Annotated in this window: 15 protein-coding genes, 3 tRNA genes, 3 rRNA genes and 1 pseudogene; 16 read left to right on the forward strand and 6 right to left on the reverse strand. The window is 41.9% G+C overall.

Annotated features, from left to right (window positions below):
• Positions 1-28: 28 nt before the first annotated feature.
• On the reverse strand, positions 29-355 hold the full coding sequence (gene trxA, locus AC0VZ5_RS00630) for a thioredoxin TrxA (protein ID WP_008109071.1): 327 nt from the start codon (positions 353-355) through the stop codon (positions 29-31).
• Between the two features lie 91 nt (positions 356-446).
• Between trxA and rhlB the strand changes: the two genes are divergently transcribed.
• The 5 genes from rhlB (at position 447) to rrf (ending at position 8,744) form a co-directional block, all read left to right on the forward strand.
• Positions 447-1,724 (forward strand): ATP-dependent RNA helicase RhlB, encoded by a 1,278-nt coding sequence (gene rhlB / locus AC0VZ5_RS00635; protein ID WP_138605404.1) that lies wholly within the window; start codon positions 447-449, stop codon positions 1,722-1,724.
• 45 nt (positions 1,725-1,769) lie between these two features.
• Positions 1,770-3,263, forward strand: coding sequence for a guanosine-5'-triphosphate,3'-diphosphate diphosphatase (gene gppA, locus AC0VZ5_RS00640; protein WP_475473753.1), 1,494 nt, complete (start codon positions 1,770-1,772; stop codon positions 3,261-3,263).
• A gap of 523 nt (positions 3,264-3,786) precedes the next feature.
• Positions 3,787-5,320, forward strand: a 16S ribosomal RNA gene (locus AC0VZ5_RS00645).
• A 287-nt stretch (positions 5,321-5,607) separates the two neighbouring features.
• Positions 5,608-8,492: ribosomal RNA gene (locus AC0VZ5_RS00650) — 23S ribosomal RNA — on the forward strand.
• 137 nt (positions 8,493-8,629) lie between these two features.
• Positions 8,630-8,744, forward strand: a 5S ribosomal RNA gene (gene rrf / locus AC0VZ5_RS00655).
• The 16S, 23S and 5S rRNA genes sit together here, the layout of an rRNA operon.
• A gap of 246 nt (positions 8,745-8,990) precedes the next feature.
• Here the strand turns inward: rrf and AC0VZ5_RS00660 are convergent.
• From AC0VZ5_RS00660 to uvrD, 4 genes are read right to left on the reverse strand one after another with little or no spacing between them, the layout of a single operon-like run.
• Positions 8,991-9,848 carry a CheW domain-containing protein gene (locus AC0VZ5_RS00660; protein WP_138608733.1) on the reverse strand — a complete coding sequence of 286 codons (858 nt, stop codon included), beginning with the start codon at positions 9,846-9,848 and terminating at the stop codon, positions 8,991-8,993.
• A gap of 56 nt (positions 9,849-9,904) precedes the next feature.
• Positions 9,905-11,029, reverse strand: coding sequence for an ABC transporter substrate-binding protein (locus AC0VZ5_RS00665; RefSeq protein ID WP_475473755.1), 1,125 nt, complete (start codon positions 11,027-11,029; stop codon positions 9,905-9,907).
• Entirely contained in the window at positions 10,998-13,088 is a 2,091-nt protein-coding gene (locus AC0VZ5_RS00670; RefSeq protein WP_475473757.1) for a tRNA(Met) cytidine acetyltransferase TmcA domain-containing protein, read from the reverse strand. The genes AC0VZ5_RS00665 and AC0VZ5_RS00670 overlap by 32 nt, the downstream gene beginning before the upstream one ends.
• Positions 13,066-15,231, reverse strand: coding sequence for a DNA helicase II (gene uvrD / locus AC0VZ5_RS00675; RefSeq protein ID WP_008108265.1), 2,166 nt, complete (start codon positions 15,229-15,231; stop codon positions 13,066-13,068). Before uvrD ends, AC0VZ5_RS00670 begins: the two co-directional genes overlap by 23 nt.
• A 315-nt stretch (positions 15,232-15,546) precedes the next feature.
• On the opposite strand from uvrD, the gene AC0VZ5_RS00680 reads away from it, so the two are divergent.
• The 3 genes from AC0VZ5_RS00680 (at position 15,547) to AC0VZ5_RS00690 (ending at position 17,127) form a co-directional block, all read left to right on the forward strand.
• The gene (locus AC0VZ5_RS00680) at positions 15,547-15,771 is read left to right on the forward strand and encodes a hypothetical protein (protein ID WP_054202800.1); all 225 of its coding nucleotides are present in this window, start codon (positions 15,547-15,549) and stop codon (positions 15,769-15,771) included.
• A gap of 311 nt (positions 15,772-16,082) precedes the next feature.
• A complete protein-coding gene (locus tag AC0VZ5_RS00685) occupies positions 16,083-16,451 on the forward strand; it encodes a YacL family protein (protein WP_008108271.1) in 369 nt (122 codons plus the stop codon).
• A 52-nt stretch (positions 16,452-16,503) separates the two neighbouring features.
• On the forward strand, positions 16,504-17,127 hold the full coding sequence (locus AC0VZ5_RS00690; protein WP_138608725.1) for a dUTP diphosphatase: 624 nt from the start codon (positions 16,504-16,506) through the stop codon (positions 17,125-17,127).
• Here the strand turns inward: AC0VZ5_RS00690 and yrfG are convergent, their stop codons facing one another.
• Positions 17,128-17,775: a GMP/IMP nucleotidase gene (gene yrfG / locus AC0VZ5_RS00695; RefSeq protein WP_138608723.1), complete on the reverse strand. Its 648-nt coding sequence runs from the start codon at positions 17,773-17,775 to the stop codon at positions 17,128-17,130.
• A 264-nt stretch (positions 17,776-18,039) separates the two neighbouring features.
• Between yrfG and nudE the strand changes: the two genes are divergently transcribed.
• The 8 genes and pseudogenes from nudE (at position 18,040) to AC0VZ5_RS00735 (ending at position 23,594) form a co-directional block, all read left to right on the forward strand.
• Positions 18,040-18,612: an ADP compounds hydrolase NudE gene (gene nudE / locus AC0VZ5_RS00700; RefSeq protein WP_008108276.1), complete on the forward strand. Its 573-nt coding sequence runs from the start codon at positions 18,040-18,042 to the stop codon at positions 18,610-18,612.
• On the forward strand, positions 18,605-19,402 hold the full coding sequence (cysQ, locus tag AC0VZ5_RS00705) for a 3'(2'),5'-bisphosphate nucleotidase CysQ (RefSeq protein WP_008108277.1): 798 nt from the start codon (positions 18,605-18,607) through the stop codon (positions 19,400-19,402). Before nudE ends, cysQ begins: the two co-directional genes overlap by 8 nt.
• 141 nt (positions 19,403-19,543) lie before the next feature.
• Positions 19,544-19,620: transfer RNA gene (locus AC0VZ5_RS00710), tRNA-Met, on the forward strand.
• Positions 19,621-19,701: 81 nt separating this feature from the next.
• Positions 19,702-19,778: transfer RNA gene (locus AC0VZ5_RS00715), tRNA-Met, on the forward strand.
• 66 nt (positions 19,779-19,844) lie between these two features.
• A tRNA-Met gene (locus tag AC0VZ5_RS00720) sits at positions 19,845-19,921 on the forward strand.
• A gap of 330 nt (positions 19,922-20,251) precedes the next feature.
• Positions 20,252-20,866, forward strand: coding sequence for a trimeric intracellular cation channel family protein (locus tag AC0VZ5_RS00725; RefSeq protein ID WP_008108278.1), 615 nt, complete (start codon positions 20,252-20,254; stop codon positions 20,864-20,866).
• A gap of 300 nt (positions 20,867-21,166) precedes the next feature.
• Positions 21,167-21,988, forward strand: a pseudogene (locus tag AC0VZ5_RS00730) (YifB family Mg chelatase-like AAA ATPase); the annotation flags it as partial.
• 109 nt (positions 21,989-22,097) lie between these two features.
• Complete coding sequence (locus AC0VZ5_RS00735) at positions 22,098-23,594, forward strand: tyrosine-type recombinase/integrase (RefSeq protein ID WP_475473762.1); 1,497 nt, start codon at positions 22,098-22,100, stop codon at positions 23,592-23,594.
• The last annotated feature ends 3 nt before the right edge of the window (positions 23,595-23,597 follow it).

Raw genomic sequence — 23,597 nt, forward strand, 5'->3', positions numbered from 1 at the left:
TGAGAGCCCTTTTTTTAATTAACACTTATTAGATGTTATTTTCTAAAAACTCAACTAATTGTGTTTTTGATAGTGCGCCTACTTTAGTTGCAGCTACTTGACCATCTTTGAAAAGTAGTAGTGTAGGGATACCACGAATACCAAACTTTGGTGGTGTGCCTGCATTTTGGTCAATGTTTAATTTAGTGATAGTTACACGGCCATCAAACTCATCAGCAACTTCGCTTAGAATTGGGGCGATCATCTTACACGGTCCGCACCATTCTGCCCAAAAGTCTACTAGTACAGGTTTGTCTGATTGTAATACGTCAGCTTCAAAGCTATCGTCGGTAATTTGGATTATTTTCTCGCTCATTGCGCTCTCCGGTTTAGTTAGGCGAAATATTTAGTGCGTATTTAAACACTCTTGTTTCTTATTGCAAGTTTAAACGTTATGCTTAAACGCTATGACTAAGACACATTTGACCGATAAAAAGTTTTCAGACTTTGCTATTGCACCGGAAGTGGTTGCCGGGTTAACCGAAAGTGGGTTTGAATATTGCACACCCATTCAAGCTAAATGCCTACCTTTTATTTGTGAAGGGCGCGATATTGCGGGCCAAGCACAAACAGGTACTGGCAAAACGTTGGCATTTTTAACTGCCACGTGCCACCGGTTATTACAATCTAGCAAAGCACCTAGTAAACATCCAAGAGCCCTGATCATGGCCCCAACTCGGGAGCTTGCGATTCAGATACACAAAGATGCAAAAATTTTAGCGCCGCACTGTAATCTTAACTTAGGTTTAGTATATGGTGGCGAAGATTACGAAAAACAACGTGCACAACTAGAAAAAGGCGTTGATATTTTAATTGGCACCACAGGTCGCCTAATCGATTTATATAAGCAAGGCTGTTACACCCTTAATGAAATTGAGGTAGTCGTGCTAGATGAAGCCGATCGTATGTTCGATTTGGGTTTTATTAAAGATATTCGTTATATGTTCCGTCGTATGCCAGATACGTCAGAGCGTTTAAACTTATTATTCTCTGCTACGCTATCGTACCGTGTACAAGAGCTTGCATTTGAACACATGACTAACCCTGAGCATGTGCAAATAGAGCCCGATGTAAAAACAGGTAAACGTATTAAAGAAGAGCTATTTCATCCTTCACAAGAAGATAAAATTAAGCTGTTGTTAACCTTGATTGAAGAAGAATGGCCTGAGAAAGCCATTGTTTTTGCAAATACTAAGCATAGCTGTGAAACTGTATATGCATGGTTAAAAGCAGACGGACATCGCGTGGGCATGCTCACCGGTGATGTAAACCAAAAGAAACGCCAGTCAATACTCGCGCAATTTAGTAAAGGCGAGCTAGACTTTTTAGTGGCTACCGATGTTGCTGCACGTGGTTTGCATATTCCAGAAGTAAGTCATGTATTTAACTTTGACTTACCTGACGATTGCGAAGATTACGTTCACCGCATTGGTCGTACGGCTCGAGCAGGCGCTTCAGGTCATGCAATTAGTTTTGCGTGTGAGCAATATGCTTATAACCTTCATGAAATTGAAGAATACATTGAGCACAGCATTCCATTATCACATTACGATAAAAGTGCATTGCTAGATGATTTAACGAAGCCGACTATTCATAGAAAGCGTAATTTTTCTACTGGTCCACGTAATCGTAGTAATAACAACGGACGTCGCCCAAATAATGGTTACCAAAAAGGGCGGTCTTAACCGACCGTTAGTTTGATTGTATTTGTAACTAGAGGTTTTTGAACGGTGGGGCAACTTAAACCGCAAAAAAATGTATATGCAGTCATTGATTTAGGCTCAAATAGCTTTCATATGCTTATTGCTAAATCAATGGCGGGCGGCCTGCAAACTATAGGGCGCGTGAAACGCAAAGTAAGACTCGCAGCTGGGCTTGATGATAATAATTTATTGAGCTTAGAGGCTATGCAACGAGGCTGGGAGTGTTTGGCCTTGTTTGCAGAGCGGTTGCAAGATATTCCCACGCAGAACATCACCATTGTTGCCACTGCAACACTTCGCTTAGCAACCAACGCCGACGACTTTAAACTACATGCTGAAGAAATATTAGGGCATAAAGTGAATGTTATTAGTGGCGAGCTAGAAGCGCGAACTATTTATAAAGGGGTTGCGCATACCTCTTCATGTACTGGCAAGCAGCTGGTTATTGATATTGGTGGAGCGAGTACTGAGGTTGTTATTGGCCAAGGTTTTGAAGCGCGTCACTATAAAAGCCTTAATATTGGCTGCGTGACTTTTCTCGAACGCTACTTTAAAGATTGCCAATTAAATGAAGCAAACTTTAATGCTGCGATAAAAGCAGCACGAAATGTTATTGATGAAATAGCACCTGAATATAAAACGGCTGGTTGGCAACTTGCCTCTGGTGCGTCAGGTACTGTGCAAGCTATTCAAGAAATTATGGTGGCACAAAATTTAAATGAAATGCTCACCCTTGAAAAGCTATACACCATCAAACAACAATCCATAGCCTATAAAACAATAGCTGAACTCGACTTGCCTGGGTTAAGTGAAGAGCGACGGTTAGTGTTTGTATCTGGGCTGGCTATTTTAATTGCACTATTTGAGTCTCTTGAAATAGAACAAATGGGGTTAGCGGGTGGCGCTCTTCGTGAAGGTGTTTTATATAGCATGCTACCGGAGCTTCATAATACCGACATTCGTCAACGCACTATTGATGGTTTTATGAATCGTTATCATGTTGATCAAAAGCAAGCATCTCGAGTTTCAAGTTTAGCATTACTGCTAGCTAATGAAGTCAGTCAGTATTGGCCGGTTGCAGCGCAAAGTGGATTGCCGCTTTTAAATGCCGTCGCGCAGCTGCATGAAATAGGTTTATTAATAGAGTATAAGCAGTACCATAAACACACCGCTTATATTTTAGAAAATACCGACATGCCTGGTTTTTCGCAATCAGAGCATAAAGTAATTGTTGCTATAGCACATAGCCATCGCTCAGACCTTCAAAAAGGATGCTTAGATCATTTAGGTGCACATAGTAGTGTTGCTGCGTATATTGTTCGACTATTACGTATTGCTGTTATTTTATCGATGCGCCGACAAGATGACGTGTTGCCAAACTTCAAGATAACAGCTGAGAATGAAGAGTTAGCGATTCAATTTGAAAATAATTGGTTAAAAAAGCATCCGCTGATGGCAAGTGAACTAAATCAAGAGATTAAGTATCAGAAAAAATGCGGTTGGAAACTTAAAGTTAGCTAGTTAAACCTACTTTTCCGTAGTTTTTAGTGGTTAAAATGAGCGTTTAGGCTAAATATCCAGCGAACAGTCATTTATTTCAAGTTTTCTTCAAAAAAGGGTTGATCTGTTTTCGGATCTCCCTATAATGCGACCCCACTGAGACGGCAGAACGCAACGCATAGCGAGGCACGAGCTACTCAGTGAGTCGAGTAAAACTTAGTTCTGAAAACTTTTAAGTTTAACAAAATTAAGTGTTGACAAAAAAATAGGAAAGCGTAATATGCGCAGCCCTAGCGAGATAAAGTTTAACGCTTTAATCGCAACGTTCTTTAACAATATAAAGCAATCATCTGTGTGGGCACTCGTACAGATTGAGTTCTAACAGCCAAGCTACTTAGGTAGTGAGGCAAACAAATTTAGAGTCTCAATTGAAACTGAGTGACCAACAGCAATAAATTTATTTATTGCAGCACAGTCAATTCAATATCGAAAGATATTAAATAAATTCAGAATTCATTGAGCTGTCGAAAGACAAAAAACTTTTTAATTGAAGAGTTTGATCATGGCTCAGATTGAACGCTGGCGGCAGGCCTAACACATGCAAGTCGAGCGGTAACATTTCTAGCTTGCTAGAAGATGACGAGCGGCGGACGGGTGAGTAATGCTTGGGAACATGCCTTGAGGTGGGGGACAACAGTTGGAAACGACTGCTAATACCGCATAATGTCTACGGACCAAAGGGGGCTTCGGCTCTCGCCTTTAGATTGGCCCAAGTGGGATTAGCTAGTTGGTGAGGTAATGGCTCACCAAGGCGACGATCCCTAGCTGGTTTGAGAGGATGATCAGCCACACTGGGACTGAGACACGGCCCAGACTCCTACGGGAGGCAGCAGTGGGGAATATTGCACAATGGGCGCAAGCCTGATGCAGCCATGCCGCGTGTGTGAAGAAGGCCTTCGGGTTGTAAAGCACTTTCAGTCAGGAGGAAAGGTTAGTAGTTAATACCTGCTAGCTGTGACGTTACTGACAGAAGAAGCACCGGCTAACTCCGTGCCAGCAGCCGCGGTAATACGGAGGGTGCGAGCGTTAATCGGAATTACTGGGCGTAAAGCGTACGCAGGCGGTTTGTTAAGCGAGATGTGAAAGCCCCGGGCTCAACCTGGGAACTGCATTTCGAACTGGCAAACTAGAGTGTGATAGAGGGTGGTAGAATTTCAGGTGTAGCGGTGAAATGCGTAGAGATCTGAAGGAATACCGATGGCGAAGGCAGCCACCTGGGTCAACACTGACGCTCATGTACGAAAGCGTGGGGAGCAAACAGGATTAGATACCCTGGTAGTCCACGCCGTAAACGATGTCTACTAGAAGCTCGGAACCTCGGTTCTGTTTTTCAAAGCTAACGCATTAAGTAGACCGCCTGGGGAGTACGGCCGCAAGGTTAAAACTCAAATGAATTGACGGGGGCCCGCACAAGCGGTGGAGCATGTGGTTTAATTCGATGCAACGCGAAGAACCTTACCTACACTTGACATACAGAGAACTTACCAGAGATGGTTTGGTGCCTTCGGGAACTCTGATACAGGTGCTGCATGGCTGTCGTCAGCTCGTGTTGTGAGATGTTGGGTTAAGTCCCGCAACGAGCGCAACCCCTATCCTTAGTTGCTAGCAGGTAATGCTGAGAACTCTAAGGAGACTGCCGGTGATAAACCGGAGGAAGGTGGGGACGACGTCAAGTCATCATGGCCCTTACGTGTAGGGCTACACACGTGCTACAATGGCGCATACAGAGTGCTGCGAACCTGCGAAGGTAAGCGAATCACTTAAAGTGCGTCGTAGTCCGGATTGGAGTCTGCAACTCGACTCCATGAAGTCGGAATCGCTAGTAATCGCGTATCAGAATGACGCGGTGAATACGTTCCCGGGCCTTGTACACACCGCCCGTCACACCATGGGAGTGGGTTGCTCCAGAAGTAGATAGTCTAACCCTCGGGAGGACGTTTACCACGGAGTGATTCATGACTGGGGTGAAGTCGTAACAAGGTAGCCCTAGGGGAACCTGGGGCTGGATCACCTCCTTATACGATTTAGAACTTATTTGTTCGTAGTGTCCACACAGATGATTGTTAGTTAGTTTTACCCTTTGGGTTAACTAATTAATATGCTCTTTAAAAATTTGGAAAAGCTGATAATAAAATTCGTATGAATACATTGTATTTGTACAGAGTTTTCAAAAGTAAAAAAGAATGATAGCAGTATCATTCAGTGCCAATTTAATCCTCGGATTAATTGGTATCTACTTTAGTATTCAATATTAACTTCTGGCGAAGTTAAACTGTCACGAAACAAAGACCCGTTTGGGTTGTATGGTTAAGTGACTAAGCGTACACGGTGGATGCCTTGGCAGTTGGAGGCGATGAAGGACGTATTAACTTGCGATAAGCCTAGTCAAGCTAGTAAAAAGCACTTGAGACTAGGATTTCCGAATGGGGAAACCCACCTGCTTGCAGGTATCGTTAACTGAATACATAGGTTAACGAGGCGAACGCGGAGAACTGAAACATCTAAGTACCCGTAGGAAAAGAAATCAACCGAGATTCCGATAGTAGCGGCGAGCGAAATCGGAACAGCCCTTAAGCTTATTATGTGTTAATGGAAGGCTCTGGAAAGTGCCACGATACAGGGTGATAGTCCCGTACATGAAAACGAATTTTAAGTGAAATCGAGTAGGTCGGAGCACGTGAAACTTTGACTGAATATAGGTGGACCATCATCTAAGGCTAAATACTCCCAACTGACCGATAGTGAACCAGTACCGTGAGGGAAAGGCGAAAAGAACCCCTGTGAGGGGAGTGAAATAGAACCTGAAACCGTGTACGTACAAGCAGTAGGAGCCCCTCGAGGGTGACTGCGTACCTTTTGTATAATGGGTCAGCGACTTATATTTTGTAGCGAGGTTAACCGATTAGGGTAGCCGTAGGGAAACCGAGTCTTAACTGGGCGAATAGTTGCAAGGTATAGACCCGAAACCCGGTGATCTAGCCATGGGCAGGTTGAAGATTGAGTAACATCAATTGGAGGACCGAACCCACTAACGTTGAAAAGTTAGGGGATGACCTGTGGTTAGGAGTGAAAGGCTAATCAAACCGGGAGATAGCTGGTTCTCCCCGAAATCTATTTAGGTAGAGCCTCGGACGAATACTTACGGGGGTAGAGCACTGTTAAGGCTAGGGGGTCATCCCGACTTACCAACCCTTTGCAAACTCCGAATACCGTAAAGTAATATCCGGGAGACACACGGCGGGTGCTAACGTCCGTCGTGAAGAGGGAAACAACCCAGACCGCCAGCTAAGGTCCCAAAGTCATAGTTAAGTGGGAAACGATGTGGAAAGGCCCAGACAGCCAGGAGGTTGGCTTAGAAGCAGCCATCCTTTAAAGAAAGCGTAATAGCTCACTGGTCGAGTCGGTCTGCGCGGAAGATGTAACGGGGCTAAACTATGCACCGAAGCTGCGGATTCAGAATTTATTCTGAGTGGTAGGGGAGCGTTCTGTAAGCGGTTGAAGGTGTACCGGGAGGTATGCTGGACGTATCAGAAGTGCGAATGCTGACATGAGTAACGATAATGCGGGTGAAAAACCCGCACGCCGGAAGACCAAGGGTTCCTATCCCATGTTAATCAGGGTAGGGTAAGTCGACCCCTAAGGCGAGGCCGAAAGGCGTAGTCGATGGGAAACGGATTAATATTTCCGTACTTGGTATAATTGCGATGGGGGGACGGAGCAGGCTAAGCAAGCATGGCGATGGTAGTCCATGTGAAAGTGTGTAGGCTAGCGACTTAGGTAAATCCGGGTTGCTGTTAGGCTGAGACACGAGACGAGTCACCACGGTGATGAAGTTGCTGATGCCATACTTCCAGGAAAAGCCTCTAAGCTTCAGATTATACCGAATCGTACCCCAAACCGACACAGGTGGTCAGGTAGAGAATACTAAGGCGCTTGAGAGAACTCGGGTGAAGGAACTAGGCAAAATCGTACCGTAACTTCGGGAGAAGGTACGCTCCGATTGGTGATGAGACTTGCTCTCTAAGCTGATTGGAGCCGCAGTGACCAGGTGGCTGGGACTGTTTATTAAAAACACAGCACTGTGCAAAATCGCAAGATGACGTATACGGTGTGACACCTGCCCGGTGCCGGAAGGTTAATTGATGGGGTTATCTTCGGAGAAGCTCTTGATCGAAGCCCCGGTAAACGGCGGCCGTAACTATAACGGTCCTAAGGTAGCGAAATTCCTTGTCGGGTAAGTTCCGACCTGCACGAATGGTGTAACCATGGCCACGCTGTCTCCACCCGAGACTCAGTGAAATTGAAATCGCAGTGAAGATGCTGTGTACCCGCGGCTAGACGGAAAGACCCCGTGAACCTTTACTACAGCTTGGCACTGAACATTGAACCTACATGTGTAGGATAGGTGGGAGACTTTGAAGCAGAGACGCTAGTTTTTGTGGAGTCGTCCTTGAAATACCACCCTTGTAGTTTTGATGTTCTAACGTTGGCCCCTGAATCGGGGTTACGGACAGTGCCTGGTGGGTAGTTTGACTGGGGCGGTCTCCTCCCAAAGAGTAACGGAGGAGCACGAAGGTTGGCTAAGTACGGTCGGACATCGTACGGTTAGTGTAATGGTAGAAGCCAGCTTAACTGCGAGACAGACACGTCGAGCAGGTACGAAAGTAGGTCATAGTGATCCGGTGGTTCTGAATGGAAGGGCCATCGCTCAACGGATAAAAGGTACTCCGGGGATAACAGGCTGATACCGCCCAAGAGTTCATATCGACGGCGGTGTTTGGCACCTCGATGTCGGCTCATCACATCCTGGGGCTGAAGTCGGTCCCAAGGGTATGGCTGTTCGCCATTTAAAGTGGTACGCGAGCTGGGTTTAGAACGTCGTGAGACAGTTCGGTCCCTATCTGCCGTGGGCGTTTGAGAATTGAGAGGGGTTGCTCCTAGTACGAGAGGACCGGAGTGAACGAACCGCTGGTGTTCGGGTTGTCATGCCAATGGCATTGCCCGGTAGCTACGTTCGGAACTGATAAGCGCTGAAAGCATCTAAGCGCGAAGCAGGCCTCGAGATGAGTTCTCACTAGACTTTTAAAGTCTCTGAAGGGCCGTTGAAGACTACAACGTTGATAGGCAAGATGTGGAAGTGGTGTGAGCCATTAAGCTAACTTGTACTAATTACCCGTGAGGCTTAACCATACAACGCCAAACGCGTTTTATGTGATAGTGAAACAAGCGAAGAAGTTAATAGACTAAAGTAGATTACTGAAAACTTTTATTATCAGAAATTCCAAATTTTAGTTAGTGCGTAGCGATACGGACTGACACCAAATTTGCTTGGTGACAATAGCGTTTTGGACCCACCTGACCCCATGCCGAACTCAGTAGTGAAACGAAACAGCGCCGATGATAGTGTAGCATTTGTTATGTGAAAGTAGGTCATTACCAGGCTCCAAATACAAGAAAGCCCGACTCGAAAGAGTCGGGCTTTTTTACGTCTGCAGAAAAGTAAAAAGCACACACTCACCCAGCACTATCGCGTAGGTTGGGCGAGCGAAGCGACTCCCGACGCATAGAGAGTATCCCATTTGTTATGTGGCTTTCCATCGCTGTGGACACTACGACATTACCATGCTTCAAATACAAGAAAGCCCGACTCAAAAGAGTCGGGCTTTTACGGGTGTAAAGGAAGCATTCTTAAAACAGTCCATAGGCTTCAGTTTCTTGCTCTTGAGCGCTGCTAGATGGTTCAAGCTCTTTGGGCTTAAATATTGCGCTAGGATCAATAAGTACACTATGTTTATCAGCGAGTTTGATCAGTCCATACATCATGCTTCTTGTTTGGGGGTCAATATCAAAACCAACTTCGGTAAGCTTATCTAGTGGTTTAATATCTTCTTGTTTATATTCAATATTATCTTCCACTTTATCAACTAACAGGCCTATATGAGGGTTCAACCCATCTTTAGTAGTAAAAACAATAATAGGTTTATAATCTAAAGTGATTTGCTCTATTGCCGAGTCAAATAAACGCTCTAGGTGAATAAGTTCATGCCTTCTTATAATCTCAAGTTGAGTACCGACTTGTTTATTGTTGCCTTGTTTATATGCATCTATCGCACTGGTCAATTTGTTTAGGAGCGATTTAAACGGGTCATCAAAGCGTGACATAGTATTTTTTAATTCATCGTTATCAGTTTTAAACTCTGTATAAAACTGTTCAAAATCAGTAAGCTCATACTGATTTGTTTTTAACGAGCTTTGCGAAACGAGTAGTTCTTGCTCTAATTTATTAAACCAAGCAATTAGTTGTTTTTGCCAAGATTTAAGTTGCTTTAAAGCATCTAAATTACTGCGCTCAGTAGAAACTCCATTTAAAATGATTCCAAGATCAAATACAGGGGTTGGGATCCCCATATAATCTTTAACGCCCAAAAAGCTTTTATTGTCGTTAGGTAACACCGTGAGGTTATTATTAAATTGTTCCGTCAATAAGATATCAAGAATCTTAAGTGAAATGGTTTTATAACCCACTTTAAAGTTAATTAAGTCCATAGTTTCCTCACATACTTAGTTTGTATATTAAGAATAGAACAATATTTGGAAGGTACTTATTTATTCACATAATAAGAGCGATATACATTACGTTTATTTTTATTTTTTGTATCAATAAAAAACTTTTTGATTATTTTATCATTTATTAACAGTGAATTAAGCTCATTCATTAGGCACGAGTGTTTAAGTGGTAATTTGCAGCTTGCCGCTGCCTTACTAAATGCCATGGCATTAATATAACCTTCAAAATGAAGACGATTGGGTTTTGTAATCTTGCTTGCTTGCATATCAGCTAAAAACTCATTGCAAAAATCATCGCTACAAGTGAGTGGATTGGGAACAATTTCAGTAACCATAATATGAGAGGGAGAAGTTACTTCATCAAATAAGTCAAAGCTAGGTACAAAAGAGACACTAGTATAGTCTGGGGTAAAGTTCTTCGCATATGCACTATTTATAAACTCACCAAGTGGCGCATAGGTACCAACTAAACAGATAGCTGTCACCCCGCTGGCTTGTAAGGCATTAAGCGCTGATGCTACATCATGACTATTACGTTGGTAACGCGCGACTTTTATAGGCGAAAGTTGATATTTTGCTAGCTCTTTTCTTAGCCCTGATTCGACGTACAAGCCAAACTCATCTGCTTGAATAAATAGCCCTATCTTTGTATGTTTACGCTCCTCTACTAAGTATTTAATTTGCTCTGCGGCTTCGTCATTATAGCTGGCTCTTAGATTAAATATGTTAGCGCGTGATTTATCATGTAGGAAGCTCGCCCCGCTAAAAGGCATTATGAACGGGGTTTGTGACTGCTCTAGTAAAGGTATAATAGCGTGGCTAGTTGGGGTGCCCATAGCACCAAACAGTGCATCGACTTTGTCGGTATAAATAAAAGTACGGGTATTATTAACGGTTTGCTTTGGTTCGTAGTTATCGTCAGCAACTAGAAGTTGTATCTGAGCACCGTTTATACCACCAGCATTATTAACCTTGTTAAAGTAAATGCTACTGCCTTTATGCAACTGTAGGCCAATATTTTGAGCCGGTCCGCTAAGCGCTGTAGACATGCCAAGTTTAATAACTTTGCTATTATCTTGCTCTGCATAGGCTATAGGCTGCCCTAAGGCTAATGCGATGGAGGCAATGCTAAGGTGTATTATTATGCGAAGTGCGCTCATACCAGTTATCTACAGCCTTTTTTAATAATATATTAAATGACTTGGTGCCATTCAAACCTAGCTCAGTTTGGATATTTTTAGGTGTCCAATTTTGTAATACTAGCCTAATAAAAACAGATTGGAAATTATCCTCATCATTTGGCAAGCTAAGAGGAGATGCCCAAAAACTCCTCCATAGTAAAGGTTTAATATTAAAGAGCTGATAGTCACTTGTTAACATAGACTTTAATCTTGATTGATCGGCTATGCTGATGGTATGGGTATTAAAGCGTGAAACAATTTTTGCTACCAGTTTATAATCTAGCTGACTAAAATGGCTGAGCAATTGCAAAGGAAAATCAGCTTCGAACTGGGCTGTTAATTGTTCTAGTAGTTGGTCATTTTTAGTTAAGCTTTTAATAACTAATGCGCTATGTTCACCCGTTGCCTTATCTTTTTGAAAACCCAGCTTTACCAAATTAAAGTCATTATTTTGCCAAAAACTAAGTAATTGCGCATTAGCACCAAAGCTAGCACCAAACCAATCACACTCTTTCTGTAATTGCTGTTCACAGTAATGAAGTAATTGTGTTCCTAGGTGCTTATTGTGCTGCCCTGGGTCAATGGCAATTCGCACCACGCGAGCGCAGTATTGTTTTAATACCTCAGGGTTAAAGCTTAATTGTGCAAGGCTTTGCGCCATTAAGTGCCCTTGAGGACGGCGCTTACCTTGCACTACTTCATTACTCAACGATGTAGTAAAGCCACCTTCTATCGCTACTAAACACACACCAAGAATATTATCACCTTGTTGACAAACAAATAGGCGTTGCCCAGCGGCATCTAGTAAGTGACGTAAGTCATTCACACTGGTTTGATAATGTGCCAGTGTTAGTAAGCCAACAACTTGATGAAGCAGTGGTTCGTCGTTAGTAAGTTGATTTGCTTGCAGATGCTTAAATTGTAGGGGAGCAGTATTCAAACTAGCGCTGTGATGTTCTGCATCCAAAGCTAAGAGTGTACGAAGGTGCAGCTCTAAAGGATCGTGCTTTGCAAAACGGATTGGCTGCTCAAGACTGATGCTACGCATGTTTTTAAAATGCGTTTTGAGGTAACGAGTAAACTTTAAAATATAACCGCGACCATTACCTTCATAGCCAATCATAGTGCTTGAAAAGACCACGCGAGGATAAAGGTGAAGAATTTTTATGAGAATTGGAACAGGGATTGCTGCTGCTTCATCAATTAATAGCAAATCGCACTGCGGTTGTTCGTTCAGTAGTTGATCAGGCGCCACATAGTGCATGTTTGCAATGTGTTTATCGCCAGCTCGATAATCTATATCAAGCTCACTCGCTAAGTGCTTAAAACTACTGTGCAAAGCACGAAATTGCATAGAGCAAATAAGTATGTTTTTATCGCTGAGTTTACTTGCTGCAATACCTAATGCGGCTGATTTTCCTCTTCCCCGATCTGCATTAATTAATAATGGTCGATTTGCTCGTCCGTTTGCTGTTTTTATTATTAATTCAATACACTGTTGTTGCTCGGTAAAGTCAATTTCACCAGTTGATAGATTCGTATCGGTAATACACTGCCAACCATTTTGCTGGCTAAAATGCAGTAAAGTAGTTTTGCTTAGTAAGTGAGCTAAGCGTTGGTTAAAAAAGCTGTAAGGGTGCATTTGCCCAAAAGATTGAAATAAGGGAAGGGCGTCATCACACCAGTGTTCAAGTTCTTTAAGTTCGGGTAGCAATATAATTAAAAAACCACCTGCTTGCACAACGCCACTAAGCGCAGCTAGTTTATCTGGCACCAGTCCACTGTAGCCGTCATAAACAGCATGGGCGCACTCTTGCCCTAAAATTTGGTGGGTATGCTCTGGCCAATGTGCATTAATTAAATGAGTGCTTTTTGACAGTACAAAAGAAGGGTGCTGCAAATGAGCAAGCAGCTGAGTACATTGCTCATAACACCAATTTTTATCGCCTGTAAACAGCAGTAACTGGCGATGTTTCGCATACGCAAGTTGTTGCTGTACACGCTCTACAACGTGGTTAAACGGCTTGTAATCTTGCATAAGCTGTTACTAACCACTTACTGCCTAAGTCGTCAAAGTTAACTTGTACGCGAGATTGTGCGCCACTGCCTTCGTAGTTGAGTACGGTGCCAATGCCAAACTTTGCATGCAGCACGCGTTGACCTAAGTTAAATCCGCTTTCTTCAAATGCAGCATGGCTAACCGATGCGCTAAAGCGACCGGCTGCAGGCGGGCGAGATACTTGTGTTTTAATGCGAATTTCTTCTACGCAGTCTTCGGGTATTTCACGTAAAAAGCGCGATGGGCTGTGATATTTCTCTTGGCCATATAAACGGCGGCTTTCGGCATGGCTTATATACAGCTTATCCATAGCGCGGGTCATACCCACGTAACAAAGACGGCGCTCTTCTTCTAAACGGCCGGTTTCTTCATTACTTTGCTGAGATGGAAACATACCTTCTTCAACACCGACCATAAACACTAAAGGAAACTCCAAACCTTTAGCTGAGTGAAGCGTCATCATTTGTACGGCGTCTTCATGCTCATCGGCTTGGCCTTCGCCAGACTCAAGTGAGGTATAAGCTAAAAAGCCCTGTAGTGGCGAGCTAAACTCTTCCTCTTCAGGGAGTTCATACTGATCGCAGGCACTAATTAATTCTTCTAAGTTTTCTACTCGAGCGCGGCCTTTTTCGCCTTTTTCAGCCTGATACATAGCCATTAACCCTGAGGTTTGAATCGCGTATTTAGCTTGCTCATGCAACGTTAAGTCACTAATTTTATCTTCAATATGCTCAATAAGTTCGACAAACTTTGCAACAGCTCCTGATGCTCGACCCGATAAATGCTGTTGTTCTACAATGGCTTTAGCAGCATACCAAAGCGGCAAAGATTCAGCGCGAGCGCAGTCACGTATATGGCTTAATGTTTTGTCGCCAATCCCACGGGCTGGGGTATTAATTACACGCTCAAATGCGGCATCATCTTGGCGGTTACCCACTAAGCGTAAGTATGAGAGGGCATCTTTAATTTCTTGACGTTCGAAGAATCGCATACCACCATAAATTCGGTATTTTAAACCTTCTTGTAGCATCGCTTCTTCAAGTACCCGCGATTGCGCATTACTACGATACAAAATAGCCGCATCCTGTAGCGCATTTCCGGCATTTAGCCAGCTGCGTAATTTGCTACTCACAAAGCGCGCTTCATCTAGCTCGTTAAAGGCAGCATAAATAGAAATTGGTTCGCCGTCGTTACCGTCAGTCCACAAGCTTTTACCCATACGCTCGGAGTTATTTTGTATAAGTGCATTAGACGCTTTAAGAATAGTGGCAGTCGAGCGATAGTTTTGCTCAAGGCGAATCGTCTCTGCATCAAAGTCTGTTAAAAAGCGTTTGATATTTTCAATTTTAGCGCCACGCCAACCGTAAATACTTTGGTCATCATCACCTACAATCATAATACTACTAGTGTCGCCCGCAAGTAATTTTAGCCATGCATACTGAATAGTATTGGTATCTTGAAACTCGTCTACTAGCATGTGTGCGAAGCGCTGCTGATAATGACGAAGCAGGGTTGGGTTGTTTTTAAGAACCTCATAACTACGTAGTAATATTTCAGCAAAATCAACTAGGCCCGCTCTATCACAAGCTTCTTGATAGGCTGCGTAAACGCGCAGCATCATTTGCTCGTTAATATCGTATGCCTGAATATCTTTAGGGCGCAGAGCTTCGTCTTTTTTAGCGCTTATGTACCAACCAAACTGTTTGGCTGGCCATTTTTTATCATCAATATTCATCGATTTTAACAAGCGCTTGATCATGCGAAGCTGATCGTCTGAGTCTAAAATTTGAAAGGCTTCAGGTAAATTTGCTTCACGGTGATGCGCCCGTAAAATTCGGTGCGATAAACCATGGAAAGTACCAATCCACATGCCACCAACAGGGGCTTTTAGAGTTTCTTCAACTCTTGAGCGCATCTCTTTAGCGGCTTTATTGGTAAAGGTTACCGCAAAAATACTGTAGGCAGAGGCTTGCTCTACTTGCATTAACCAGGCAATACGATGAACCAATACTCGAGTTTTACCTGAACCTGCTCCTGCTAATACCAGCATGTTTTGTAATGGCGCTGCAACGGCATCGCGTTGTTTATCATTTAAGCCATCGAGTAATTCTGAAACGTCCATCGTTACGCCTTTTTAATCAATAATGAGAGCAGTATAACAGGTGTTTTTGTTAGGCTAAATAAAATACTGTTTTTATAAACAGCTATTTATAAAATAGGTATTTAAGTTGTTGAATAGTGAACAGTATAAACTGAGCAAGTAACTAAAATAGCTATTTAAAATTGCTAATTTGACTTATTTTTGGCAAAAAATACTAAAGCGATAAATTCGTAATAATTTAACTGTATGATTTGTAAGCCTTAATAAATTGGCATAAAGTGTGTAAGTATAAACAATAAGTACAAATACAAAATTAATTAAACTACAGAGGTTAGTATGTCTCAACAAGGTTCTGGCGGAAATGTAATAGCCGCTCTATGTAATATTTTTTTCCCGGGTTTAGGGCAGTTGGTGCAGGGTCGTATTTTATCGGCGCTGGTGTTTGCCATTTTGGTTTTTGGCGGTTACGCGTTATGGTTCTTAGTTGTTCCAGCTATTGTTGGGGCCGTATTCCATTTATGGGCAATTATTGATGCTGCCCGCTATCGCTCAGGCGGTTAGCTATATTGATGATACTAAATAACCTGAACTCTGGATAATAAATCTATCTCTAGCAGCTATTTTGAGCGCTAACTGCGTTGAATTTACTTGCAATAGACTAGCTATTGACGCGTAATTTCGCCTTGTTTTCAGTGAAAATCTCTGGCTAGAGAAAATAAACATAAATATCATATTATTCAATATGTTAGTAAATCTCTTAACCAGAGTTCAGGTTAAGTAGCGCCTTGCGGCGCTATTTTTGTATCTGGCTTGCGTTATTCATAACTGACTAGGTTATAATCTATTGTAATTAGCAGTACTGGAATAAAGTTATGGAATACCAATTTATTCGCGACCCTATTAGTGGGTTAAGAATTAAAATAAGCAGCGAGCATGCGATTATAGGCCGTTGGTTAAATGAAGAAATAGGCAAAGACAAAGTGGCTATGGTGCTGGCGCTTATTAGCTCGGTGAGTTCAAGCTTTGAACCATTAACACTTAAAGGTCAAGAAATTGACCTGATCCTTTCTAAAGATGAAGCGTTATTTGAAGCGCATGCGCTGCATCAAGATAACGAAGATATATTAGCCTACCAAGATGACGAATTAATGCTTGAAGAGAATGATTTAAGCAGCGGTTGTGGTTTTGAAGACTTTGTTGACCTGATCAACTCATGGCATGAGTTTTCGGCTGGTCGTTAAGTTATATTATCTGTATTATTACCCTAATTATAAATCCAACAGTGGAACCAATATGTCTGCGAATTTAAACAAGCTAGTTGTTATGCTAGAAATGCAAAATGCCATGAATACTAAAGTACATGAGCAATGGTTTAGCCAAGGCTTTGAATGGTACCGAGCTATTTGGGTTGAATGTGCAGAAATGTTAGACCATTACGGTTGGAAATGGTGGAAAAAACAAACACCAGATACTGAACAGGTGATTTTAGAGCTGGTTGATATTTTTCACTTTGGCTTATCGTTGCGTATTGACGGTGAGACTAGCTACGAGCAAATAGCAACAAAACTACAAGCCGAAATGAGTGCACCACAACAAGGTGATGACTTTAAACAAACACTTGAATTATTAGCAGCCAGTGCTGTTGCCAATAAAGCGTTTAATGCATCAGCATTTGCCGGTTGTATGGCACAAATGGGCATGGATATTGATGATTTATACCGTGGTTATGTAGGTAAAAATACGCTTAACTTTTTCCGCCAAGATCATGGCTACAAAGATGGCAGCTACATTAAAGTATGGCATGGTCAAGAAGATAACGAACACTTAGTAGAAGTAGTTAAAAGCCTTGATACTGAACATGCAGATTTTGCAAAACAGGTATATCAAGGCTTAGTAGCGCGTTACCCAAAAAGCTAATTATATAATAGCGCGGTAGTCGGTTACGCTTAAGTAATCGCTTATATCGTTATGTGGTTGCTGACTATTAGGGTTAGCAACCGCAAGTAAATGCTCAATGCCGTATTTTCGTGCGGCATTTAATACCGGTAAACTGTCATCTACAAATAAAGTGCGGCGTTTATCAAACCCTAAGTCCCCTTGCACTTTATGCCACAAGCTTTGTTGCTCTTTACTTACTCCATATTCATGAGTCGATACCACCCCGTCTAAATAGTTATCAATAGCGGTATGTTCAAATTTAAGCATGACGCATTCAGGATGGGCATTAGTCAGCAAAATGAGCTCTTTACCTGCTCGTCTAAGTTCAGTTAAAAAATGCGGAACGTCTTCACGAATTTTGATTAAGTGGGCAGACTGGCGCTTTAGTTCGAGAATAGGTAAGTTTAGCTGTGCCTCCCAATAGTCAGAGCAGTACCACTGAATTTTGCCACTCACAGCCTGATAGCGTTTTAAGATATCTACGCGGGCTTCCTCAAAACTGATATTTTGAGCCAGAGCATGTTGTTGGGGTACAACATTGAGCCAAAAGTCAGTGTCGTAATGTAAATCAAGTAAAGTTCCATCCATGTCGAGTAATACAGTATCGATTTTTGACCAGTTGAGCATGATGTATCCTTGTGAAAACTACTTTTTGAAATGAATAAGTTGCGATGAAGTAGATTAATGAACTTTGTAAATTGAGTTATTAAGGTATAAATCCGACAATATTATATTAAGAGCGTATTCGTAGCCTAAAATAAAGAATTAACCTTAGCTAAACCCGAGAATTATTTGCTCAATTAAATTGCTTTTAATTCAAACTGAAACTCGCATCTTATACTCATTTGGGTATATGATTAGTATAACTGCAATGATAGCAAATTGATGCCCATGACACAGAAAAAGCACCCAACACCACCACAAATTCTCAGTAATAATGTTGTCGCTAAAAGTCGCTTATTTACTGTGGAGTCTTTAGAGCTTAAGTTTTCAAATAACGAAGAGCGTCAGTATGAGCGAATTCGCGGCGGTGGTCGTGGAGCCGTTATGATTGTACCTATGACCACTGAAAATGAGTTATTACTGGTTCGTGAGTATTGTGCAGGCACCAATGACTATCAGTTAGGGTTTCCCAAAGGGCTCATTGACCCAGGTGAAACGCCTGAACAGGCTGCAAACAGAGAGCTCAAAGAAGAAATTGGCTTTGGCGCTGAATACTTTAAACCGCTTAAAACGGTCACTATGGCACCGAGCTATTTTAACGCAACCATGCATATTTTGTTTGCTAAAAATTTATATCCTGAAACCTTACTAGGCGATGAGCCTGAGCCCTTAGTGGTTGTGAAATGGCCACTTTCACAGTGGCAGTCGTTATTAGAACAACCTGACTTTACTGAAGCACGTAGTGTTGCGGCTCTGCTATTATTAGATAAGTATTTAGCCTCAGGAGACATTAATGAATAAACTTCTAGAGCCATGTATTGAGCTTGCGCAAAGTGCAGGGGATGCCATTATGTCTTTGTATAAAAAAGACGATATTGGTCAGCAAGAAAAATCAGATAATACGCCAGTAACAAAAGCAGATTTAGCTGCAAATGATGTGCTCGTGGCAGGTTTAAATGCGCTTGCTCCCGACATTCCTATTATGTCAGAAGAAACCCCCATTCCAGCGTTGCAAGATAGACAGCACTGGCAACGTTATTGGTTGCTTGACCCAATGGATGGCACCGGTGAATTTATACTCGAAAGTGGTGACTTTGCCGTTAATATTGCATTGATAGAAAATAACCACCCAGTGTTGGGGGTTATTCATTGGCCAGCAAAGGGCGTGACCTATTATGCAACGGCTAAAAATGGGGCATTTAAGCGTGAAGGTGAGCACGATAAACAAATATTTGTTGCACCGCCCGAGAGTTTAACTTTGGCTGTAAGCCGCCGGCAAAAAATAGAAGCAGTTAGCCAGTATCTAAATGCGCAATTTGCAACGGTGGCTTTAGGTTCGTGTTCACTTAAGGCGTGTATTGTTGCCGAGGGTAAAGCAGATTGTTTTTTAAGAATAGGTCCTACAGGTGAGTGGGATACGGGTGCATCGCAAGTTATTGTTGAAGAAGCGGGCGGCTGTATTACCGACGCTGAATTTAATCCTTTAACGTATAACCAAAGAGAAAGCACAGAAAATCCTGACTTTATTGTTATGGGTCATCCCGACTGGGAGTGGCAAAAAATGATAAATCCACATCAACGATTACTGTAAATACCACTGTTTGATGGGTTTTTGTTCACTTAAACGCTTTTAATTAGTAAAACCTTGCATTATAGGTTTATTCCTATATTATAGCGCTCTCTTCGAAACAGGCTTGTGAATAACACAATACTGTTACTAAGAAATTACAGGCGCGGGATGGAGCAGCCTGGTAGCTCGTCGGGCTCATAACCCGAAGGTCGTCGGTTCAAATCCGGCTCCCGCAACCAATTCTCTTCGTTAGATTTGGTGCTGTAAAACTCTAACTTAAGAGATTAAATTAAGTAGTCGATAGACTTTAAATATACAGGCGCGGGATGGAGCAGTCTGGTAGCTCGTCGGGCTCATAACCCGAAGGTCGTCGGTTCAAATCCGGCTCCCGCAACCAATTCTTTATAGAGTTGGCTGACTTCTTTAATTAAGTAAGAAGTAAAATAACACTTAATATTTCAGGCGCGGGATGGAGCAGTCTGGTAGCTCGTCGGGCTCATAACCCGAAGGTCGTCGGTTCAAATCCGGCTCCCGCAACCACTGAAATCAAGTTATAATGAATCGACACTCTATAAGAGTGTTTTTTTATGTCTGAAATTCAGTGAAATGGATAGCTCGTCGGTCTCAACTCTCCATTAGCCAGTAAAGGTTGTCTATTAAATTCCGGCTCCCGCAACCACTGAAATAAATAGTTATAGTAAAGCAACACGCCTAAAGCGTGTTTTTTTATGCCTAAAATTCATATTCCCTCACGCTATTTTTAACACGTATACCTGCTGTTCTTTTCTAATTCTACTTTTTGAAAGTGTTATTGCTGAATATTTAGTATGCTATGCACTAAACTCTTTAAAACTTTTTGTAATCAAAATTATGACTGAACTTTATCACTGGTTTGATTTAATAGGTGTGGCGGTATTTGCTATCTCAGGCACCTTGGTAGCCTATGAAAAGAAAATGGATGGCTTTGGTGTAGTTGTACTTGCAACTGTTACGGCTATTGGCGGCGGTACCGTTCGCGATGTGATACTCGACCAGCCCGTATTTTGGTTACACGACCAAAGCTACTTCTACGCTATTTTGGTGGCGGTTCTGGTTACTACACGACTGATCAATAAGCAAAAATCCATTCCATACTATGTATTGCAAACCGCTGACGCGTTTGGCTTAGCCTTTTTTGCGGTCATGGGAGCGCAAAAAGCGCAATTGGCTGGTATGCCAGATATGACGGTTGTGATTATGGCTGTAATAACCCCCTGTTTTGGTGGGCTTATTCGCGACGTGCTTGCCCGCGATATTCCAATGCTGCTTAAAGGTGAGCTGTATGCTATTACCTGTATTGCTGGTGGCATTGTCTATACATTAAGTATCAACCTATCGTTAACGGTGGAAGTGGCAATGATTCTGAGTATGCTAATGACCTTATTGCTACGTTTTTCGGCGATTAAATGGAAGATTATATTACATGTTTTTAAATATCCTGACTAAACTGTGTAAATACAGCTGTTAACTAGGGCCTGTTGATCTTTGCGGATTAAGGTCTGTTCAAACTAGGGGCGATTTAATCGCGGCGCGAGGTTTGTAACCTAGTGGACTAAGTGAAAACCGAGCAACAAAGAGTAAATCGCCCCTAGGCAGAACCCTTCGGGCAGCGCCTGTTTGGCATTAATGCTGCGTTATCGCCTATTTATGGGGAGTAACCACACGACATAGGCTCTGCCTTGCCTAAATACCAAACAGACTGCTGCAAATTTAACCTTGAAAGGTCAGCAGACCCTAGGATAAGGAATGTCGTTAGCCCGTATATTTTCTCGCGCTCAGGTGGGGATCAACGCCCCCGAAGTGATGGTTGAAGTACATTTAGGGAATGGTTTACCCGCCTTTCATATCGTCGGCTTACCTGAGGCGTCGGTTAAAGAGGCCAAGGATAGAGTACGTAGTGCTCTAGAAAACTCGCAATTTGGATTTCCCGATCAGCGTATTACCGTTAATTTAGCACCTGCCGATCTTCCTAAGGATGGAGGGCGATTTGACCTTGCGATTGCGGTAGGTATTTTGGTCGCATCGGGACAAATAGTTTGCCCTGATATTCATAAGTACGAATTTTACGGTGAGCTTGCACTTAATGGTGAAATACGTGCGGTAAATGCCATTTTACCCTCAGTACTCGGAGCTAAAGAGCAAAATCGTTGCTGTTTTCTGCCTCTTGAAAATGACAGTTTGGCCAGCCTAGTCAGTGGCGTAAAACGAAAAGCCGTCAGTTCTATTCAAGAGGTATGGGGAGACTTGCTCAATCAACAACCTTTACCGCTCAATATTACCTACCCTGATTGTACCCAAGCGCCAGATTTTTTACTCGATTTAAGTGATGTAAAAGGCCAACCTGGTGCAAAGCGTGTATTAGAAATTGCCGCTGCGGGTGGGCATAATCTACTATTTTTAGGTCCACCAGGCACCGGAAAATCAATGCTTGCACAACGAATGGCTACCATAATGCCAACCATGTCTGATGATGAAGCCATTGATACTGCTGCTTTATATTCAATTATTGGCCATTCAATTGATTTAACCAATTGGCGTCAGCGACCGTTTCGTAACCCGCACCACACATATAAGTATTTACCAATTTAGACGTAGCATAAAGTTTTATCTTTATGGACAAAATTAATACTGATAACTACCTTAAGTTTAAATAGAAATTTATGGTTCTAATCTGATTATGAATATAGAAAAGCTTTATAATTTAGCTTCTCAGGGTTTGCAGCCACGATTATTTGTTATACCTAAGTTTAAGTTTTACTCTCCTACATTTTCAGAATCTCATTTGCCAGAGAGGGAAAGCTATGTTTCGGCAAAAGTAAAAATAGTTCAGGTGGGTGAAAAAAAAATATATGACTCTTCAAACAAAAATAACATTAAAACTTACAATCACTTTCCTGTAATCCTTTTACATGATGGTCAGCCATGGGAAGAAGGAAATAGATATCTTATGAGTTTAATCATTAAAACTGATGTCTTATCTACATTACCATCACATCAACAACTTTATAGGAAAGCTCTTTCGCTCAAGCAATTCGTAGAGTTTTTAGTCGATGAGGAGATCTTATTTAAAGAATGTGAATCAAGGGCTCGAAGTCCCTTAAGAAGGTTTAGATTTCATCTAAATAATAAACTAACTAGCGGCATCCTTTCTCCTAATACTATACGCCTAGTTATGTCTAATCTTGTTCAGTTTTATCGTTACTTAATTGACCAAGAAGGGGTTGTCTTTCTATACCCACCATGGAATGAAAAAGAAGTTTATATCCAAAATAACGGAAAGAGGCATGTAGTTATGTCTACTGATGTTGGCTCTGTTCGCGGCCGTGGGCGAACTGATCAACAATCTGCTGCTTATGAAGGGCTTATTCTGGATGGAGGTAAGCTGAGACCTCTAGATAAAGATGAGCAACTCATTTTGTTTGATGCATTGAAAGAACTAAAGAACATAGAAATGACTTTAGTTCACTTACATGGTGTTCTTAGTGGTGCAAGGAAGCAAACGATCTTAACATATCGTCGAAATCAGTTTCTAAGAGAGCCTATAGTGGATCAGCAAGGAATGGTCTGCTTATACGCAGGAATACATAATACAAAGGGTAAAATTGCCGATTGTAAAGATAGTTTCAATGTGGGTAAATTTGAAAAGATTAAGGTACCGTTAGAACTGTATATTAAAACGCAAGTTTATATAAAATCTAATAGGGCTATTTCTCGGCTAAATAAAGCGCAAAATAAGAGACCACTTTCAAATATTGATGACCAATATATATTTCTCTCACAACAAGGTAATCCATTTTACATATCAAAAGCTGATCCATACAAAGGGGAATTTAAAACTCTTCCTAATGGGCAAGCTCTTTCCACCTTCATTAAAACACTACTCATTCCTCTTTTAAGAGAAAAAGGCTTTAAAAAGCATTATAAGTTTCATGATACTAGAGCTACAGCCGGTATGAATATAGTTAGGTTTGGCTTTGAAGAATTAAAAAGAAAAAATCCCTCTATCTCAAACTCTAAGATTTTTGAGTTGGTTTTTCCATTGGTTAAAACTCGATTAAATCATAAAAGTCTTCACACAACACAACAATATTTAGTCTTTGATGAGAAGCAGACTATCATTAAACAAGTTCAATGTTCATTTGAAGATTATTTAAAGGGTTTAATGAGAATATGAGTT

Source organism: Pseudoalteromonas sp. QJM3NY_12, assembly GCF_056173165.1.

Coding starts and splice junctions, on each gene's coding strand:
- trxA (WP_008109071.1), bottom strand. CDS start 355: ATGAGCGAGAAAATAATCCAAATTACCGACGATAGCTTTGAAGCTGAC.
- rhlB (WP_138605404.1), top strand. CDS start 447: ATGACTAAGACACATTTGACCGATAAAAAGTTTTCAGACTTTGCTATT.
- AC0VZ5_RS00660 (WP_138608733.1), bottom strand. CDS start 9,848: ATGGACTTAATTAACTTTAAAGTGGGTTATAAAACCATTTCACTTAAG.
- AC0VZ5_RS00665 (WP_475473755.1), bottom strand. CDS start 11,029: ATGAGCGCACTTCGCATAATAATACACCTTAGCATTGCCTCCATCGCA.
- AC0VZ5_RS00670 (WP_475473757.1), bottom strand. CDS start 13,088: ATGCAAGATTACAAGCCGTTTAACCACGTTGTAGAGCGTGTACAGCAA.
- uvrD (WP_008108265.1), bottom strand. CDS start 15,231: ATGGACGTTTCAGAATTACTCGATGGCTTAAATGATAAACAACGCGAT.
- AC0VZ5_RS00680 (WP_054202800.1), top strand. CDS start 15,547: ATGTCTCAACAAGGTTCTGGCGGAAATGTAATAGCCGCTCTATGTAAT.
- AC0VZ5_RS00685 (WP_008108271.1), top strand. CDS start 16,083: ATGGAATACCAATTTATTCGCGACCCTATTAGTGGGTTAAGAATTAAA.
- AC0VZ5_RS00690 (WP_138608725.1), top strand. CDS start 16,504: ATGTCTGCGAATTTAAACAAGCTAGTTGTTATGCTAGAAATGCAAAAT.
- yrfG (WP_138608723.1), bottom strand. CDS start 17,775: ATGCTCAACTGGTCAAAAATCGATACTGTATTACTCGACATGGATGGA.
- nudE (WP_008108276.1), top strand. CDS start 18,040: ATGACACAGAAAAAGCACCCAACACCACCACAAATTCTCAGTAATAAT.
- cysQ (WP_008108277.1), top strand. CDS start 18,605: ATGAATAAACTTCTAGAGCCATGTATTGAGCTTGCGCAAAGTGCAGGG.
- AC0VZ5_RS00725 (WP_008108278.1), top strand. CDS start 20,252: ATGACTGAACTTTATCACTGGTTTGATTTAATAGGTGTGGCGGTATTT.
- AC0VZ5_RS00735 (WP_475473762.1), top strand. CDS start 22,098: ATGAATATAGAAAAGCTTTATAATTTAGCTTCTCAGGGTTTGCAGCCA.